At 66.0% G+C, this 15,907-nt stretch carries 14 protein-coding genes; 10 read left to right on the forward strand and 4 right to left on the reverse strand.

What is annotated here, in order from left to right; genetic code table 11:
- Nucleotides 1-34: 34 nt before the first annotated feature.
- Nucleotides 35-1,021 carry a LysR family transcriptional regulator gene (locus tag K8P63_RS15595; protein WP_223796936.1) on the reverse strand — a complete coding sequence of 329 codons (987 nt, stop codon included), beginning with the start codon at nucleotides 1,019-1,021 and terminating at the stop codon, nucleotides 35-37.
- 161 nt (nucleotides 1,022-1,182) lie between these two features.
- On the opposite strand from K8P63_RS15595, the gene K8P63_RS15600 reads away from it, so the two are divergent.
- The gene (locus tag K8P63_RS15600; protein ID WP_223796937.1) at nucleotides 1,183-1,566 is read left to right on the forward strand and encodes a hypothetical protein; all 384 of its coding nucleotides are present in this window, start codon (nucleotides 1,183-1,185) and stop codon (nucleotides 1,564-1,566) included.
- Between the two features lie 628 nt (nucleotides 1,567-2,194).
- Here the strand turns inward: K8P63_RS15600 and K8P63_RS15605 are convergent.
- Nucleotides 2,195-3,274: a ketopantoate reductase family protein gene (locus K8P63_RS15605; protein ID WP_223796938.1), complete on the reverse strand. Its 1,080-nt coding sequence runs from the start codon at nucleotides 3,272-3,274 to the stop codon at nucleotides 2,195-2,197.
- A complete protein-coding gene (locus tag K8P63_RS15610; RefSeq protein WP_223796939.1) occupies nucleotides 3,271-3,708 on the reverse strand; it encodes a VOC family protein in 438 nt (145 codons plus the stop codon). The genes K8P63_RS15605 and K8P63_RS15610 overlap by 4 nt, the downstream gene beginning before the upstream one ends.
- A 100-nt stretch (nucleotides 3,709-3,808) precedes the next feature.
- On the opposite strand from K8P63_RS15610, the gene gcvA reads away from it, so the two are divergent.
- Nucleotides 3,809-4,702, forward strand: a complete 894-nt coding sequence (gcvA, locus tag K8P63_RS15615; RefSeq protein WP_223796940.1) for a transcriptional regulator GcvA — start codon at nucleotides 3,809-3,811, stop codon at nucleotides 4,700-4,702.
- 1 nt (nucleotide 4,703) lies between these two features.
- Here gcvA and K8P63_RS15620 read toward each other — a convergent pair whose 3' ends face one another.
- Complete coding sequence (locus tag K8P63_RS15620) at nucleotides 4,704-6,380, reverse strand: gamma-glutamyltransferase family protein (protein ID WP_223796941.1); 1,677 nt, start codon at nucleotides 6,378-6,380, stop codon at nucleotides 4,704-4,706.
- 170 nt (nucleotides 6,381-6,550) lie between these two features.
- Between K8P63_RS15620 and K8P63_RS15625 the strand changes: the two genes are divergently transcribed.
- Genes K8P63_RS15625 through K8P63_RS15660 form a run of 8 tightly spaced genes read left to right on the forward strand, consistent with a single transcriptional unit; the run spans nucleotide 6,551 to nucleotide 15,906 of the window.
- Nucleotides 6,551-7,747: a hypothetical protein gene (locus K8P63_RS15625; RefSeq protein ID WP_223796942.1), complete on the forward strand. Its 1,197-nt coding sequence runs from the start codon at nucleotides 6,551-6,553 to the stop codon at nucleotides 7,745-7,747.
- The gene (locus tag K8P63_RS15630; RefSeq protein ID WP_223796943.1) at nucleotides 7,747-8,850 is read left to right on the forward strand and encodes a Gfo/Idh/MocA family protein; all 1,104 of its coding nucleotides are present in this window, start codon (nucleotides 7,747-7,749) and stop codon (nucleotides 8,848-8,850) included. Before K8P63_RS15625 ends, K8P63_RS15630 begins: the two co-directional genes overlap by 1 nt.
- A complete protein-coding gene (locus K8P63_RS15635) occupies nucleotides 8,847-10,451 on the forward strand; it encodes a DUF885 family protein (RefSeq protein WP_223796944.1) in 1,605 nt (534 codons plus the stop codon). Before K8P63_RS15630 ends, K8P63_RS15635 begins: the two co-directional genes overlap by 4 nt.
- Nucleotides 10,448-11,446, forward strand: a complete 999-nt coding sequence (locus tag K8P63_RS15640; RefSeq protein ID WP_223796945.1) for an ABC transporter ATP-binding protein — start codon at nucleotides 10,448-10,450, stop codon at nucleotides 11,444-11,446. The genes K8P63_RS15635 and K8P63_RS15640 overlap by 4 nt, the downstream gene beginning before the upstream one ends.
- The gene (locus K8P63_RS15645; protein WP_223796946.1) at nucleotides 11,368-12,408 is read left to right on the forward strand and encodes an ABC transporter ATP-binding protein; all 1,041 of its coding nucleotides are present in this window, start codon (nucleotides 11,368-11,370) and stop codon (nucleotides 12,406-12,408) included. The genes K8P63_RS15640 and K8P63_RS15645 overlap by 79 nt, the downstream gene beginning before the upstream one ends.
- Nucleotides 12,405-13,340, forward strand: a complete 936-nt coding sequence (locus K8P63_RS15650) for a 2-hydroxyacid dehydrogenase (protein ID WP_223796947.1) — start codon at nucleotides 12,405-12,407, stop codon at nucleotides 13,338-13,340. Before K8P63_RS15645 ends, K8P63_RS15650 begins: the two co-directional genes overlap by 4 nt.
- Nucleotides 13,340-14,956 carry a peptide ABC transporter substrate-binding protein gene (locus K8P63_RS15655; protein ID WP_223796948.1) on the forward strand — a complete coding sequence of 539 codons (1,617 nt, stop codon included), beginning with the start codon at nucleotides 13,340-13,342 and terminating at the stop codon, nucleotides 14,954-14,956. The genes K8P63_RS15650 and K8P63_RS15655 overlap by 1 nt, the downstream gene beginning before the upstream one ends.
- Complete coding sequence (locus K8P63_RS15660) at nucleotides 14,953-15,906, forward strand: ABC transporter permease (RefSeq protein ID WP_223796949.1); 954 nt, start codon at nucleotides 14,953-14,955, stop codon at nucleotides 15,904-15,906. The genes K8P63_RS15655 and K8P63_RS15660 overlap by 4 nt, the downstream gene beginning before the upstream one ends.
- Nucleotide 15,907: the final 1 nt, after the last annotated feature.

Below are 15,907 nucleotides of genomic sequence, written 5' to 3' on the forward strand. Positions count from 1 at the left end.
TCGCTCTGCCTGGAAATATTCGATAACAGGGACTTCATTCGCGGCGCGACGGAATAGTAAAATGAGCCGGCTTTTTCGCGCTCCCTAAATCGGTCGCCCACGCTTGAATCTTGGGCGGAAGCGTCCACCCCCAAACCGGATAGAGATCCGCAAATGCTTCGAGCAACTGGCGCAACCCGGTCGACCGATCATGCAGGCGCGTCCGCACGAGCAGCGGTGCGGAAATGGTCTCGGCAATTTCGAGGAAGGCGATGTCAGGGCGCGCAAGCCGGCGAACGCTCTCGGGCACGATACAGCGCCCCGCGCCCGAGGCGACCATGACCACAGCGGTCTGCAGCTCACGAACTTCCAAAATCTTCGACGGCGCGACCGCCTGTGCCTTCAGCGCTGCCAGCACCAGGTCGGCGAAGCTCGGCCGGGGGGAGCTTGGGTAGAGCAGGAGCGGTTCGGCTGCGAGACGTGCGAGCGGTACGGGCCCGGCGTCGGCCAGCAACGGATCGTCGGCCGGAACCGCGACGATCAAAGATTCCTCGCGCATCACCTCGTGACGGAGATGGGGATCGTCGACGACGATCCGATCGAAACCGACATCGATGCGGCCGTCGCCCAATGCGCGCACCTGCTCGCGGCTGTCCATCTCGGCCAGGCCAATTTCGAGGTCGGGCGCCAATGCCCGCAACTTCGCGATGATCTCTGGAATTCGGATGTAAAGCGTCGATGGGACGAGACCGAGCGTGAAACGCGCGCGCGGCGCGGTGGTCACCTCCCCGACCAGCGCCTTCAGTCGGTCCATCGCATCAAGCACCAGCTTAGCTTGGTCGTACATCACCTGGCCTGCAGTCGTCAGCCGCAACGGACGGCGGCCGCGCTCGAACAACGGCGCTCCGATCCCAGCCTCCAGTTCCTGGATCCGACGGCTGAGCGGTGGCTGCGCCATATGCAGACGCTCGGCGCCCCGCGTGACGCTCCGCTCGTCAGCCACCGCGAGAAAATACCGCAACTGACGCATGTCGATGTTCATGCCACTTGCCTCATAAGCAGCCGCTTGCAGCTCGGGACAGACCGCAGCGACGCTCTATCATACCAAATCGATCATGTCGTTATACTGAAACAATCCTGTTTTTCGGAGCCCGGCAGGAGCACATCACCTTCGACGGCAGAGGCCGTTTAAGGAGACATGAAATGGTATCGCGTCTGTTCGTTGCGACGGTTGCCGCCGCTCTGATGACGAGCCCCTCGCTGGCCGGCGATATCGTCGTAACCGGTCAGGCGCAGACGTTCGGCGATCTCGAATTCGGTTATTCGGGCACCGACCGCATCGATGCCGCACGCTCGGGCTTGGCCGCGTCGATTCCGGCCGGCTCGAGCGTCGCCAGCGCGCGTGCGCTGCTCGTCAGGGCGGGCGCGCGCTGCAAGGACGCGGCGCCGTCGCAGATGCGCTGCACGTCGAACAAATTCGAGGCCGTCGAGGATATGCTCCACGATGTCAGCTGGACGGTCGCGGTGAACCATGACGGCGATGCCGTGACGCGGGTGGCGGTCGATCGCGCGTCGATCGGAAGCTGATGCCCCTTTCGCCGGAACTGGCCTGATGGTCCGGTGAACCTCGCCGTTGCGCTGACCCGCAGCGGCCCCCGGTCGTCGCTTCTGCCCCTTGGCGACGATCGGGCAGGCAGGTTGCGGACCCGCGACGCAGCGAAGCCGCGGGCGCCGGGAGAAGTTTCTACCGAGCCGGTTGCACGCCACATGACCGATCCGAACGCGCAGGTAGTCATCTATGTTACCTACAGAGGCACGCCCGAGACCCGGTTCGACCGGAATATTATATTGAACAACATCTAGGTCACGTCAGGACGGCTTGGGGACAGTATGGGCTCGTTAGCGCCACGGCATTCTTCCCGGAGCGGGCAACCGAGGGGACGATTGCAATATGTCAATTGCTTTTTCGGGATGATGAATCTGTAAAAATAGCGATGGCTGCGCCGAAAACACCTGATGTCATGGCCGACGTTCCGAACTTTACGGATGTACCTGCAACTCTGTGCCGCGCGATACCGATCTAATTCAGACGCATTATCACAAGATACAGATCCAGTTGATTTCTGACGCGTCAATACAGTTTTACTGCCGATGCAATTATGGTACGGCAACCACGCCAATCATGAAGATTGCCTCGCTGAGATCAAAGGAACTTCTAGGGCAAAGCACGTCCAATCTCTTCGGCGTAGGCGCCTAGTTCCTCAAAATTGTGAAAACCGAGTTGACGTTTTCCGTCCTCGATCTCGTAGATCATCGTGCACATGCGATCGTTGAGGCGAACATCAGCGCCGACCTTCTTCCCGAGTTCGATCAGCTTGCCATTCGAGGCCCGGACCTCAGACTGCCGTTTGCGATAGACGATATCCCACCAGATGCCGGACCCCTGCTTTCGGAACACATGGCCCCCGGGCTTCTGATCCTTCTTTAGCAACCAAATCGCATGATTGATGTTTGCGAGCAGCTTGGACGTATCGGCAGCAGTTTCAACACGGTAATTGGACGGATCGAAGAAATCGAACGCTTCGACTGCAATGCCGTTAGCATCGGCAATTCCGAGGGCTTCGCGCACGACGGCGCCAGCAATCCTTGCAAACCGCTCGTTGCCCAACGTCTCATGAATCCGCGCGTCTGCCAACGCCGAGAAGACGACCTGCGCGCTGTAGACCTCCTTCGCCCAGATCTGTCCCCAGATATTGTCCGAAAGCTGCACCTCGGTCAGCGTCCCCAGCATCTCGCCCAGCGCCGTAAGCCGGGCAGTCCTGCCGCGGCGCATCTCGCCGAGCTGGATCGGGCCCTCGTGCACGAACTCCAAATGGCCCGGATCGACCAACGCGCCGCCATAGTTCGGGATCGAACCAATGACATTGTCGGCGCCCCCCAGACCGTACTCGTCAAGCAGGCCGGCGATGGCCGGTTCGTTGAAGCCGTTCTGGAACGAGACGATGAAGCTGTCTGCGCCCATCAGCGGCAGGATCTGGCACACCGCCTCTTCCGTGTGCTGCGATTTGGTCGCAATCAGCACCGCTTCCAGCGGCCCCTTGAGCGCGCCGATATGCTCGGCGCGCACCGGCACGCGCATCTCGCCGCGTATGCCGTCGATATACAGGCCGTCGCGGTTTATCGCGTCGACATGCTCAGCCCAGCGATCAACCAGCAGCACATCGTGCCCCGCCTTTGACATGTAGGCGCCAGCAAGGCCGCCGATCGCACCTGCGCCGATGATCGTCACCTTCATGCCACCCGCTCCAGTCCGTTGTCGTCGCCGTCGAATATTGCGGAAGGATGACGAAAAGCCTTGAACTCCAGCACGTTGCCGGACGGATCGGCGACAAAGAACGTCCCCTGCTCACCCGGCTTGGCAACGAAGCGGACGTGCGGCTCGACGACGAAGCGATTATCGGATGCAGCGATCCGGCGCGCGAGAGCATCCCATTCTTCCCAGCCGAGAATGGCACCGAAGTGGACCAGCGGCACGTCCTCGTCGTCCACGCGTGTCATCAGCACGCTTTCGGGCCGAGGGCCGATATGTGCCGAGATCTGATGCCCGAAAAAGTCGAAGTCGATCCAGTTCGGCGCCTCGCGACCCTGCCGGCAGCCGAGCAGCTCGCCATAGAAGCGCCGCGTCGAGGCGATGTCGTCGACGCGGAAGGCAAGGTGGAAAAGGATCATGCGTCACCAGTCGGTTGGATGCGAATACTGGATTAAGGGACTTGCCGATAACGGACCAGCCGCACTAATTTCGTGCCGCCATGACTTCCTTGCATCTTTAGTGCGTCGTCGGCTGCTGCCATCGCTCACCGCGCTCCGTACGTTCGAGGCGGTGGCGCGACTGATGAGCTTCACCGAGGCCGCCGCCGAACTCAACGTGACGCAAAGCGCCGCCAGCCGTCAGGTGCGCGCGCTAGAGCAGTTCCTCGGTCTCGCGCTCTTCACGCGCGGCAAGCGTCAGCTCGAGCTGACCGAGGAGGGCCTGACCTATTCGGCCACGGTGCGCGACGCGCTCGACGGCATCGAGATGGCCACGCTCCAGATGATGGCGAACGAGCGTGGTGGCGGCGTGCTGACGATCAATGCCCTGCCGACCTTCGCGATGCGCTGGTTGATCCCCCGCCTCGCCTCGTTCGCCGCCGCGCATCCGCTCATCACCGTGAACCTCGTGTCGGGCGATGGGCCGCTGATCCTTTGGTCGCAGAATGAAGACGTCGCGTTGCGCTACGGCAATGGCGACTGGCCGGAACAGGACGTCTACCGGCTCGGCCTGACCGAGGAGATGGTCGTGGTGTGCAGCCCCGACCTGCGCACGGGCCCCACGCCGCTCGACACACCCGAGGGGTTACGCGGCCACGTTCTGCTTCAGCATTCGACCCGCCCCGGAGCGTGGCCACAATGGCTGGCGTCGACGGGCCTCGCCGATATCGCGCCCAGCGGCCCGATCTTCGAGCATTTCTTCATGGTGATCCAGGCGGCGGTCGCTGGCCTTGGTGCAGCATTGCTGCCCCGCTTCCTGATCGAGGAGGAACTGCGCAGCGGCGCACTGGTCGTGCCGTTCGCGACCACCACGATCTACGACGGCGGATATTACCTGATCTGCCCGCGGGGGCGATCTGATCTGCCAAAGGTGCGCGCGTTCCGCGAATGGCTGCTCGCCGCCAGTCTCGCCTGAGCTAGGGTAGGCCGCCCGCCACACCGGTACGGCGTGGATCGGCCACCGCACCCAGCCGCCCAGTCTGTGCGTCGCGATAGCACATCTGGAACGATCCCATGTGCCAGTCCCAGGGCGGCAAGACTCCGGTCGGCACGCCCATCCTCGCCAGACCAGCAATGGCGTCGGCATCGATGCGATCCTCGATCGTGAGCGCGCCATCCTCGCCCAGCTCCAACATCCGCGGCGCGGCGATCGCGGCTTCGGGCGTCATCCGCCAATCGAGCAGATTCACGAGCACCTGGGGGATGGTGCAGAAGACGTTGCCAGGCGTGCCGAGCGCATAGGCCGGGGCGCCGTCGCGCAGCACAAAGGTGTTGCCGACGATCGTGCGCAGCCGCGCGCCGGGCACCAGCTTGATATCGAAATGCCCGCTCACGCCGGCGAAGGTGGCGTGCGATCCCACCATTGGCACCCCGCCGACGACCATGCCGGGTATGCCGCCGGATTGCAGCGTGTTCATCATCTGCACCCAGTTTCCGGCCGCGTCGACGATGCTCAGTTCGCAGCTGCCGGTCGGCTGCTCGGGCTTCACCGAGGGGCGTCCTGCCAGCCCGTGGCCGTCGCCGCGCGTGGTCGGGCCGGCGACGAGGCGCAGATGCTCGGTCAGATCGTGATCCGGCCGCATGCCCGCGATCAGCCGCGCGAGCGATCGATGGAAATCCCCGTCCAGCAGAGCCGCCACATCATAGCGGGCCACGATCGGATCGCCGAGGAAGCCACAGAAGTACAGACCAAGCCGCAGAGCATGAGCCATCGAGAACAATGCCTCGGCCGATCCCGGCGTCATCGATCGCAGGTCGAGCGCATCCAGCATGCCCAACACCATGGCGATGAAGGCGCCCTGCTGTTCGGGCGGACCCAATGCCACGATCTCCTGCCCGGCATGCGCCAGTCGCAGCGGATCGATCCAGCGCGGGGGATTTTCGGCCATGTGAGCCAGCGTGATCGGCCAGCCCATCGCGTTGGCCTTCGCGACGAACGCGCTCGCCCACGCGCCACGGATCATGTGATCGGGCCCGTCGCGCGCGACGCCGCGCAGCGTCTCGGCCAACGACGGATTGCGAAACCGCTCGCCGACCGCCGGGTAGAAGCCGCCGGGCATGTAGAACGCTCGACCCTCGGGGAAATAGGTGATGAAGTCCTGCTCGGAGATGGTCACGCCATATTCGAAGCTGGAAACCGGGTGTCCCTCCTCCGCCCAGCGGATCGCCGGCTCGACCAGGCGCGGCCACGGACTGCGGCCAAAGCGCGCGTGCATGGCGCCGAGCCCCGGCATGAAACCGGGAATGCAGGCCGCTGGCGGCAGTCGCGCATAGCCCGTCGCCATGCGCGGGATCGGCCGGAAAGGTGCAAGGCCGGCCGGAAAGGTGCCGGCGCTGTGCAGCTGGTGGAAGCTGCCGGTCGATGCCTCGTAGAACAGCAGGCTGATCGTTCCAGTATGGTTGGTCAGGAACGGCTCGACAGCGGCTTGGACCATGCAGCCGGCGACCGCGGCGTCGATGGCGTTGCCGCCCTCCGCCATCGTCTGCAGGATCGTCTCGGTGACGATGGCATTGTCGCTGCTGCAGGCGGCCGACGCGCCCGACACGATCGCCTTCGGCCCTGGATTGACGATATAGCGGTCGAACGAGGCCATCGCTGCGCTCCCTATCTGTTCGGAGAGCACGTTAGGCGCGCCGCCACCTCGATCGATGGCGCAATCTTTTCCCGGTCGCATGATTTTTTTGGACGTTCGGGCCGCCGCACGCCGGCTTGTGCCTTTTTTGCGCTGCGGCATAGTAACCAAACTTACACGATGGGGGATCGGTGGTGGCAGGACGGGGCGAGACGATCGGTGCCGACCTTGCTGCCGTAACCATGGGGATCGACCGGTTCGAGCGGAGCCGGTCGAGCGGCGAGAGCCTGCTCGACGGCGAGGGCCTCGTGCCGATCTTCATGGGCGACGACATTGTCGAGGCCCGATCCTATTCGGCATGGGACGAGGTGTTTGCCGACATCGATGAGCTCGCTGTGCAGGTTGAGGACGTCGGCGTCGACCAGCGCGGCATATTCCTGCGCGACATGGTGCCTTCGCTTCGCGCCGCAGCACAGCTCTTCTCCGGCGCCGAGCTTTCTTATGCCGAAAAGGTGCGCGACCTCGTCGGCGCCGAACCGGCACCGGTTCCGGACGAGGAGATCGCCGCCCACGCCACGGCGCTGTCGGATGGGCTCGCGCGCGCCGGCTTCTCCCGCGGCACGCTGCGCAATCGGGTTGAATCGTGGGAAGCGGCCCGCGCGATTGCGCCCGAACGGATCGAAGCCGAATTTCGCGCGCTGATGGCGCTTGCACGGGCACGCACCGCGGCGATGATCTTCGATCCGGGCGACTACGACATGGCGCTCAATCCGCTGCGCGACGTGCCCTTCACCGCCCGATGCGGCTTCGCCGAGCGGCGCATGGACCTGAACGTCGACAATGCCTTCACCCGCGCCGGACTCAAGCATCTGGTGTGCCACGAAGTTTTTCCCGGCCATGCCACCCAATTGCTCTCGACCCGCGCCGAGGTGGATGCGGGGCGATCCGAGCCGGATGCCCTGCTTTGCACCACCAACGCCGTCACCGGCTGCGTGCAGGAAGGGATCGGGGACCAGGGCGTCCAGTTGATCGACTGGATCGAGGATCTGGACGACGAGATCCACCTCGCCCTGCGCAGCCTGAAGAGCGCGGCGCAGACGACGGCGGCGTGGCGGCTGATGGCCGAGGGTCAGCCGCGCGACGAGGTGGCCGACTATCTCCGCACCGTCGCGTGCGGGCAGGAGGCGTGGGTGCAGGGGCGGTTGCGCATGGCGTCGCATCCGTTCCGCGGCCCGTTCATCGCCAGTTATTACGCTGGCAACGAGAGTGTCCGCCGAGTTCGTGAACGCGTGTCGCCCGAGCAACGCGGCGAGTTCATCGCCACGCTGTATGGCGAGGTCCACAGTCCGCAAAGCCTCGAAATGTTCGGCGCGGAGGCTGCGGCCTGATGGCGCTGCGAGTCGGCATCATCGGCGCGCACCATTGGGCCGAAAAGGCGCATCTGCCCGGTTACGCCGCGCATGACGGCGTCGAGATCGCCGCGATCTGCGATATCGAGCGCGACCGGGCCGAGGCGCTGGCAGCGCAGTTCGGCGCGAAGGCGGTCTACACCGATCACCGCGCGATGCTGGCCGATCCGACGATCGCGATGATCGACGTCTGCACGCCGACTGCGACCCATCTGCCGCTGAGCCTCGACGTCATTGCCGCGGGCAAGCACGTGATGTCGGAGAAGCCGCTCCACACGCTCGCAGCGCCCGCTTTCGATGCAGCGCGGCGCGCGAGCGAGCGGGGCGTGCGCACGAAACTGGGTTTCACGTTCCGCTATTCACCAGCGATCCGGCTGCTGAAGCATTGGATCGACGCGGGCGAACTCGGCGAGATCTTCCACATCCATGGGCTTGAGCAGAATTCTCAATTCCTCGACCCCGATTTTCCGCTGCGCCAGTTCGACGTGACTGCGCCGCGCGATCGCCTGATCCCGGCGTCGATCGTCGGCTACGGTTCGCATCTGGTCGATCTGATGCGCTGGGTCGGCGGCGAATTCGCCGCGGTCGCCAGCAGCATGCGCAACTTCGTGCCCGAGCGGCTGGTGCGCGGGCTTGACGGCCGCCAGCGCTTTCAGGTCGAGGACGGCACGGTCGCGCTCGTCGATTATGCCGACGGCGCGCAGGGCATGCTCCAGACCAGCTATGTCGCGGTCGGCAACTACCCTGGCATCGAGTTACGCGTCTATGGTTCCCGGGGCGCGGCGGTCGCGCGGCTGGTCACCGAATTCGGCGTCGCTGAAACGCTGCATCGTGCCACCGCCGACGATGTCGAGTTCAGGCCGGTCGACCTGGCGACCGCTGATCTGCCGCCAGGCACCGACTTGGGCACGCCGTGGCCCGAACTCTATTTCCGCAACCTGATCCGCTTCTTCGTCGACGAGATCATCGAGGGGCGGCCAGAGGAGTGCACCTTTCACGACGGCGCCAAGAGCCAGCAAATCGTCGACGCGATCGTCGCAGCGCATTTCGAACGCCGCTGGGTCGAGGTGGGATCGACGTGAGCGCTGCCGCCGATCTTCTGCTGGCGCACCATCTCGCCTTCCGCCCGGTGGATGCGAGCTTCATGGGTATCGATGGCCACGATCATCGGCTGCCGGATGTGTCTGCTGGAGCGGCGGATGCGGAGCGCCGCAGCATCGCCGCGACCCGCGCCGCGCTGGCGGACCTTCCCGAGATCGACGACGTGGGTGCGCGGCTGGATCGGAAGATCGCCGACGCGCAGCTGGCGCTTGGCGAGGCGGCGCTGGATCATCTGCCCCGCTTCGCCAACCCTGCCTGGTATAGCGGAGAGGCGGCGTTCGCGATCGTCTCTCTGCTGCTGCCGAGCGGACGGCCGACGCCGCGTGCGGCCGTGCGTGCGCGGCTGGAAACCGTGCCCGACTTCCTTGCCGACGCGCGCGCGCGACTGGCCGATGGTGCGGCGCCGCACGCCTGGACACAGCGCGCGATGCGCGAGGCAGAAGCGATGGCGGCGTTCCTCGACGGCGACATACGGCTCCACGCCGACTGGGACGCGACGTGGGCCGCGCCTGCCGCAGGTACCGCTGCCGCGCTGCGCGACTTTGGATCGGCGATTGCCAATCTGCCCGACGCGCCCTCGGCATGCGGACACGACTATCTCCAGCTGCTGATGCAGGAGGGGCATGGTCTGACGCTCACGCCGGAGGACGCACTGGCGCAGGCGGAGGCACGTTTCGCCCAGCTTGGTGAGGAGCTGACCGAGCTCGCCGCGAGCATCGACGCCACCCGCACCGCCGACGCGATCATCGGCACGCTGTCGAGCCGGACCGCTCCATCCGCCGATGCGGTGATCGACCGTTATCGCTCGCTGGATACCGAAACCCGCGCCTGTGCCAGCAATCTGGTGACGACCGCCAACGATTATCAACTCGATTATCTCTGGCTCGATCCCTGTTTCCACCGTGTCGCGCAGGCGCTCTATTTCCTGCCCTATCGCTCGCCGCCCGCCGATGCGGCTGGCCGCGGAAGCGTCTATTGGGTGGCGCCGCCGCCCGCCACGCCCGAGGCCTATCTCCGCGCCAACAACGACGCCAACGTGCGCATCATCCACGCCGTCCATCATGGCAGCGTCGGCCACCATACACAGAATGCGCGCGCCCGCACCGCCGCCTCACGGCTCGCGCAGGTGGCGGGCACCGATTGCGCGCTCGGCCTCGCCTTCCTGTCGTCGGGAACGATGGTCGAGGGATGGGCCTGTTACGTGCAGGACATGATGCAGGAGTCGCCCGGCTTCTACACCGATGCTGAGCGCGTCTATCTGAAGCAGATGGAACGGCGCAACGTCGCCAGCATCATCGTCGACATCCGCCTCGCGACGGGCGCGTGGTCACCCACCGAAGCCGCGGCTTTCTATCGCGACAAGGCCGGATTCGCGCCCGAACGCGTCGATAATGAGGTAACCCGCAACGCCATGCTGCCGGGCACGCGGCTGATGTACGCTCTCGGCGTCGATCATATCCGCGCGCTGCGCACGCGCTGGCGCGGATCCGCCCGCGATTTTCACGACCGGCTGATCGGCTACGGCCACGTGCCCGTGGCATGGGCCGGCGACGAAATGTCACGCGCAGGCCTAATCGCATGATGGGTGCGGCGACCGCACCGGTGATCGACATAAGCGGACTGACGCTCGACTTCGTCGATCCCGTGGGAGGGGCAGTGCGCGTGCTGAACGGCATCGATCTTGCCATCGCTCCGGGCGAGACGCTGGCACTGGTTGGCGAGAGCGGCTCGGGCAAGTCCGCCACCAGTCTCGCGATCATGGGCCTGCACGATCCCTACATGGCGCGTGTGGCAGGCAGAATCGTGCTGCGGCTGGACGACAGCACGACCTGCGATCTGACCACCTTGTCGCGACGCGCCATCGGCCGACTGCGCGGGCATCGGATGGCGATGATCTTCCAGGATCCGATGACAAGCCTGAACCCGGTCCAGCGCGTCGGCGCGCAGATTGCCGAGGCACTCCGCCTCCATCGCAGGCTCTCGGGGAAGGCGCTACGCCAAGCGGTGCTTGATGCGTTGCGCGAGGTGGGCATCCCCGATGTCGAGCGCCGGGCCGCCTCTTTTCCGCATGAATTGTCAGGCGGCATGCGCCAGCGCGTGCTGATCGCGCTCGCACTCGGCTGCGATCCACAATTGCTGATTGCGGACGAGCCGACCACCGCCCTGGACGTGACCGTGCAGGCGCAGATCCTCGATCTGCTCCGGCGCATCCAGCACGCACGCGGCATGGCGATGCTGTTCATCACCCACAATCTGGCGGTCGTGGCGGAAATCGCCGACCGCGTTGCCGTGATGTATGGCGGCCGCATCGTCGAGACCGCGCCGGCGGCAGCGTTGTTTGCCCATCCCCGTCATCCCTACACGCAGGCGCTGCTCGACAGCCTGCCGACGCGCGCCGCTGACGGCCGACTGCGCGCGATCACCGGATCGGTTCTCGATCTCCGCCGCCCCCTGCCCGGCTGCGCATTCGCGCCCCGCTGCGGCAAGGCTCTCGAAACGTGTCGGCGCGACATCCCGCCGGCGGCGATCGTCGCGCCGAGCCGCTCGTCGCGCTGTTTCCGTTGGGACAGCCTGTGAGCGCGCTGCTGGAAGTGACCGATCTCAGCGTTGGCTTCCGCGTGCCGACGCCGTTCTGGCGACCGCCAGCAAAGGTGCATGCGGTGCAGAACGTATCGTTCGCGCTCGGCCTAGGCGAGGTACTGGGTGTGGTCGGCGAGAGCGGATCGGGCAAGACCACGCTCGGCCGCGCGATCCTGCGCCTGATCGAGCCGAGCGGCGGCGCGATCCGGCTGGCGGGCGAACGGATCGACGCACTGCCGCCGGGCCGCATGCTGCCGGTGCGGCGACGCATGCAGGCAGTGTTCCAGGACCCCACCGCCAGCCTCAATCCGGCGATGACCATTGGCCACGCGGTGGGCGAAGGGCTCGCGGTCCATCGCATCGGCGACCGCGCCGACCGCCCCGCGCGGGTCACGGCGATGCTGGCGCGCGTCGGCCTGCCGCACGATGCCGCTGGGCGCCGGCCACAGGCGCTATCGGGTGGACAGCGGCAGCGGGTCGGCATAGCCCGCGCGCTAATTGTCGAACCCGATCTGCTGATCGCAGACGAAGCCGTATCAGCGCTCGACGTGTCCGTGCAGGCCGGCATCGTCAACCTGTTGATGGACCTGCGCGCCGAGATGGCGCTGTCGATGCTGTTCATCGCGCATGACCTCGATCTGGTGCGCTTCGTCTGCGACCGAGTGATGGTGATCTATCTCGGCCGGGTGATGGAGATCGGGCGTACCGCCGACGTCTTCGCACAACCGCGCCATCCTTATACGCGCGCGCTGATCGATGCTGTTCCGAGGATCGGCGCACGCGCAACAGCGCGTCAGCTGTTGACCGGCGATCCCCCCAGCCCGCTCGCCCCGCCATCAGGTTGCGTCTTCCGCACCCGCTGCCCGCATGCCGCGCCCGCATGCGCCGAGGCGATACCGCCACTCACCGGCACGTCCGACGGCCACGCCACCGCCTGTATCCGCCAGCACGAGCTATGAACCGCATGCCCCGCATCCTGATCGCCGCCCGCACCAATCCCGAAGGGTTCGCGACCCTGTTCCGCGCCGAACTGCCCGAGCATGAGGTGGTGACGGCGGTGCCCGACGACGGCGCGCCGACCCCCTATGTGGTCGTGGGCCTGCCGCCGCCGGGCTTGCTCGCGTCGCTCAAAGGACTGGAGGTGATCCTCAGCATCAATGCCGGGGTCGAGCATCTGCTGGCATCGGGCGAGGTGCCACCGGGCGTGCCGGTGGTGCGGATGGTCGATCCGGGCCTCGTCGCGGGCATGGTCGAGTGGGTGGCGGGGCGCGTGCTGGCGTGGCACCGCAACCTCTTCGCCTATCGCGAGCAGCAGGCGGGCGGCCTCTGGGCGCAGCTGCCCGAAATGCTCGCGGCCGAGCGGATCGTGACCGTGCTCGGCGCGGGCGAGCTGGGTGGCCCGGTCGCGACGATGCTGGCGACGTTGGGCTTCGCGGTGCGGACGTGGAGCCGCACGCCGCGCGTGGTGCCGGGCTGCTCCGGCTTTGCCGGGCGCGACGCGCTGGGCGATGCGGTCGCGGGGGCGGACGTCCTGGTCAATCTCCTGCCGGCGACCGCGCAGACGATCGACCTGATCGATCATCGCCTGCTGTCGCGGATGCGGCCGGGCAGCTTGCTGGTGAATGGCGGGCGCGGCTCGGCGGTGGTCGATGCGGACCTGCTGCGCGCGCTCGACGACGGCGTGCTGGGCGCGGCCGCGCTCGATGTGTTCCGGCAGGAGCCGCTGCCGGGCGATCACCCATTCTGGAGCCATCCGCGCGTGTTCATCACGCCGCATGCCGCCGCGATCACCCACGCGCGCACCTCGGTCGCGGTCATGGCCGAAAGCATACGCCGCCACGAACGCGGCGAGCCGCTCGCGAACGTCGTCGATCCGGCGCGAGGCTATTGATGACCGACGCCAGCCGGGGACAGAATTGGTCGCGGCGCGGTGCATTGGGCGGCATCGCCGCTGCAACGACATTAAGCGGGTGCCGGCCGCTCCGCCGCCGCGCCGACAACACCCTGGTCGCCGGGCTGACCTACGATCTCGACACGCTGAACGTCTATTCGACCGGCTTCCTCGGCGACGTGCAGGCGGCGGTGGTTGAAGGGCTGCTCGCCCCCGATGCGCATGCGCGCTACGTGCCGGTCCTCGCCACAAGCGTGCCGTCGATCGCCAATGGCGGCATCGTGATTGACCCGGACGGCACGGGCATGACGATCACATACGCACTGCGGCGGGGTGTGCGCTGGCACGACGGCGCGCCCTTCACCGCCGCCGACGTCGCATTCACGTGGCGCGCCGTCCGCAACCCCGCCTTTCTCGCGGAATCCAAGGATGGTGCGGAGGAGATCGTCGCGATCGAGACGCCCGATCCGTTTACGGTCGTCTGCCGCTACGCCAAAGTTACACCGACCTTCGCCGCCACCCTGTTCACGTTCGGCATCCTGCCCAAGCATCTGCTGGAGGGCGTCAACCTCAACAACGCACCCTATAACGAGCGGCCGATCGGCACTGGGCCGTTCATAGTGACGCGCTTCCGGCGCGGCCAATATGTGCTGACCGAGCGCAACCCGCATTACTGGCGGCGCGATGCGGCGGGGCGGCAGCTGCCGTACATCGATCGGCTGATCTTCAAGATTATCCCCAATTCGAACACGCTGCTGACGCAGCTCCGCTCGGGCGAGCTCGATCTGGTGACCCAGACGCCTTACGACCAGGCCAAGCAGATGAACGGGCTGGCCGGCGTCGATCTCGTCCGCTCACCTTTGCTTTCGTGGCAGCATCTCGACTTCAACTTCCGCAACCCCTTGCTGCGCGATCCCGCGATACGGCGCGCGATCGCGCACGCGCTCGATCGCTCGGCAATGGTGAAGGTCAATGGCGGCTTTCAGACCCCGGCCTGGTCGGTGGTCGTCCCGATCTTCGATTTCCACGATCCGCACGCGCTACGTTATCCCTACGACCCAGTCAGAGCGCGCGCGATCCTCGATGCGGCCGGCTACGTGCCGGGACCGGATGGCGTGCGGGCGCGCGCGGGCGCCCGCCTGTCGTTCCGCGTCGTCACGCAGGCGGGAAAGGCCGACGACGAACTGACCCAGCAGATCATCCTCGCCCAACTCAAGGCAATCGGCATCGAAGCCTTCGCCGACAACAAGATGGGGATCGCCTATCGCCAAGCGCGCTACAAAGGCGACTTCGACATGACCTACAGCTCGTGGGTCACCGGCGTCGATCCGGTCTACAGCCGCTTCTTCGCCACACACGGATCGAATAACGGCCAAGCTTATAGCAATCCGGCGATGGACCGGATCCTCGCGCAGATGGAAAGCACGCTCGACCCGGTCGAGCGCAAGCGAGCGGCGTTCGAGATGCAGCATCTCCTGGCGGTCGACCTGCCCACGATCCCGCTCACCAACGCGGTGGCGGTGGTCAGCAAGAACAGCCGGCTACAAGGCTTCACGCCAAACCCGACCAACATGACTCCGTATGTCTCGTGCGCCGGCTGGAGGCTGAACGCATGAGCGCGGGCGCCCTCCTCCGCCGCCTGCTCGGCGTGATACCGCTGCTGATCGGCATATCGTTGATCCTGTTCGCGGTGATCCATCTGGCGCCCGGCGGCCCGCTCGACGTCTATGCCGACAACCCGTCAGTCACGCCCGAGGCGCTGGCACGGATCGCGCGCGCCTACGGCCTCGATCGACCGTTGACGGTGCAATATGCGCTGTGGCTGAAGGCGATGCTGATCGGCGACTGGGGCTATTCGATCCGAACCGGCCGCCCTGTCCTCACGGAAATTACCGAGCGTATCGGCCCGACGCTGGAGCTGGCCGCGGTCGCCGCCTCGGTCGCGCTGTTGATGGCGATGGCGCTGGGCGTCGTCGCGGCAGCACGCGATGGGCGGCGGATCGATCGCGTCATCGAGCTGGTCACGCTGGGCGGTCTGTCCATACCGGTGTTCTGGCTGGGTCTGGTGCTGCAATATCTGTTCAGCGTGAAACTCGGCTGGCTGCCGTCGGCCGGGCTCGAGACGATCGGCGGCAGTTCGTTCGGCGATCGACTGGCGCATCTAGTCATGCCGGCGGCTGTGCTGGCATTCGCAACCGGGGCAGCCTGGACCCGCTATCTCCGTGCCGGGATGATCGACGCACTGCGGCAGGACTATGTCCGCACGGCTTACGCCAAGGGACTATCGAGGCCGGCGGTGCTGCTGCGCCACGGGCTTCGCAATGCGATCGTCCCCGCGATCAGCATTATCGCGCTCGATCTTGCCAGCCTGATCTCGGGCGCGGTCATCACCGAGGCGGTGTTCGCATGGCCCGGCATCGGCAGCCTGTTCGTCGAGAGCCTCGACGGACGCGACTATCCGGTGCTGATGGGTGTGCTGCTGGCGGGATCGGCCGCGGTGATCCTCGCAAACCTGCTCGCAGATCTGGTTCAGGGCCTGCTCGATCCCCGGCTGCGCGATGGATGAG

Origin of the sequence: Sphingomonas nostoxanthinifaciens, assembly GCF_019930585.1 — a bacterium.
Taxonomy (GTDB): Bacteria; Pseudomonadota; Alphaproteobacteria; order Sphingomonadales; family Sphingomonadaceae; genus Sphingomonas_I; species Sphingomonas_I nostoxanthinifaciens.

Excerpts from the sequence above, each read along its gene's own strand:
- K8P63_RS15610 (WP_223796939.1), bottom strand. The coding sequence starts at position 3,708 with ATGATCCTTTTCCACCTTGCCTTCCGCGTCGACGACATCGCCTCGACG.
- K8P63_RS15650 (WP_223796947.1), top strand. The coding sequence starts at position 12,405 with ATGAACCGCATGCCCCGCATCCTGATCGCCGCCCGCACCAATCCCGAA.
- K8P63_RS15640 (WP_223796945.1), top strand. The coding sequence starts at position 10,448 with ATGATGGGTGCGGCGACCGCACCGGTGATCGACATAAGCGGACTGACG.
- K8P63_RS15660 (WP_223796949.1), top strand. The coding sequence starts at position 14,953 with ATGAGCGCGGGCGCCCTCCTCCGCCGCCTGCTCGGCGTGATACCGCTG.
- K8P63_RS15605 (WP_223796938.1), bottom strand. The coding sequence starts at position 3,274 with ATGAAGGTGACGATCATCGGCGCAGGTGCGATCGGCGGCCTTGCTGGC.
- K8P63_RS15620 (WP_223796941.1), bottom strand. The coding sequence starts at position 6,380 with ATGGCCTCGTTCGACCGCTATATCGTCAATCCAGGGCCGAAGGCGATC.
- K8P63_RS15630 (WP_223796943.1), top strand. The coding sequence starts at position 7,747 with ATGGCGCTGCGAGTCGGCATCATCGGCGCGCACCATTGGGCCGAAAAG.
- K8P63_RS15595 (WP_223796936.1), bottom strand. The coding sequence starts at position 1,021 with ATGAACATCGACATGCGTCAGTTGCGGTATTTTCTCGCGGTGGCTGAC.
- K8P63_RS15655 (WP_223796948.1), top strand. The coding sequence starts at position 13,340 with ATGACCGACGCCAGCCGGGGACAGAATTGGTCGCGGCGCGGTGCATTG.
- K8P63_RS15600 (WP_223796937.1), top strand. The coding sequence starts at position 1,183 with ATGGTATCGCGTCTGTTCGTTGCGACGGTTGCCGCCGCTCTGATGACG.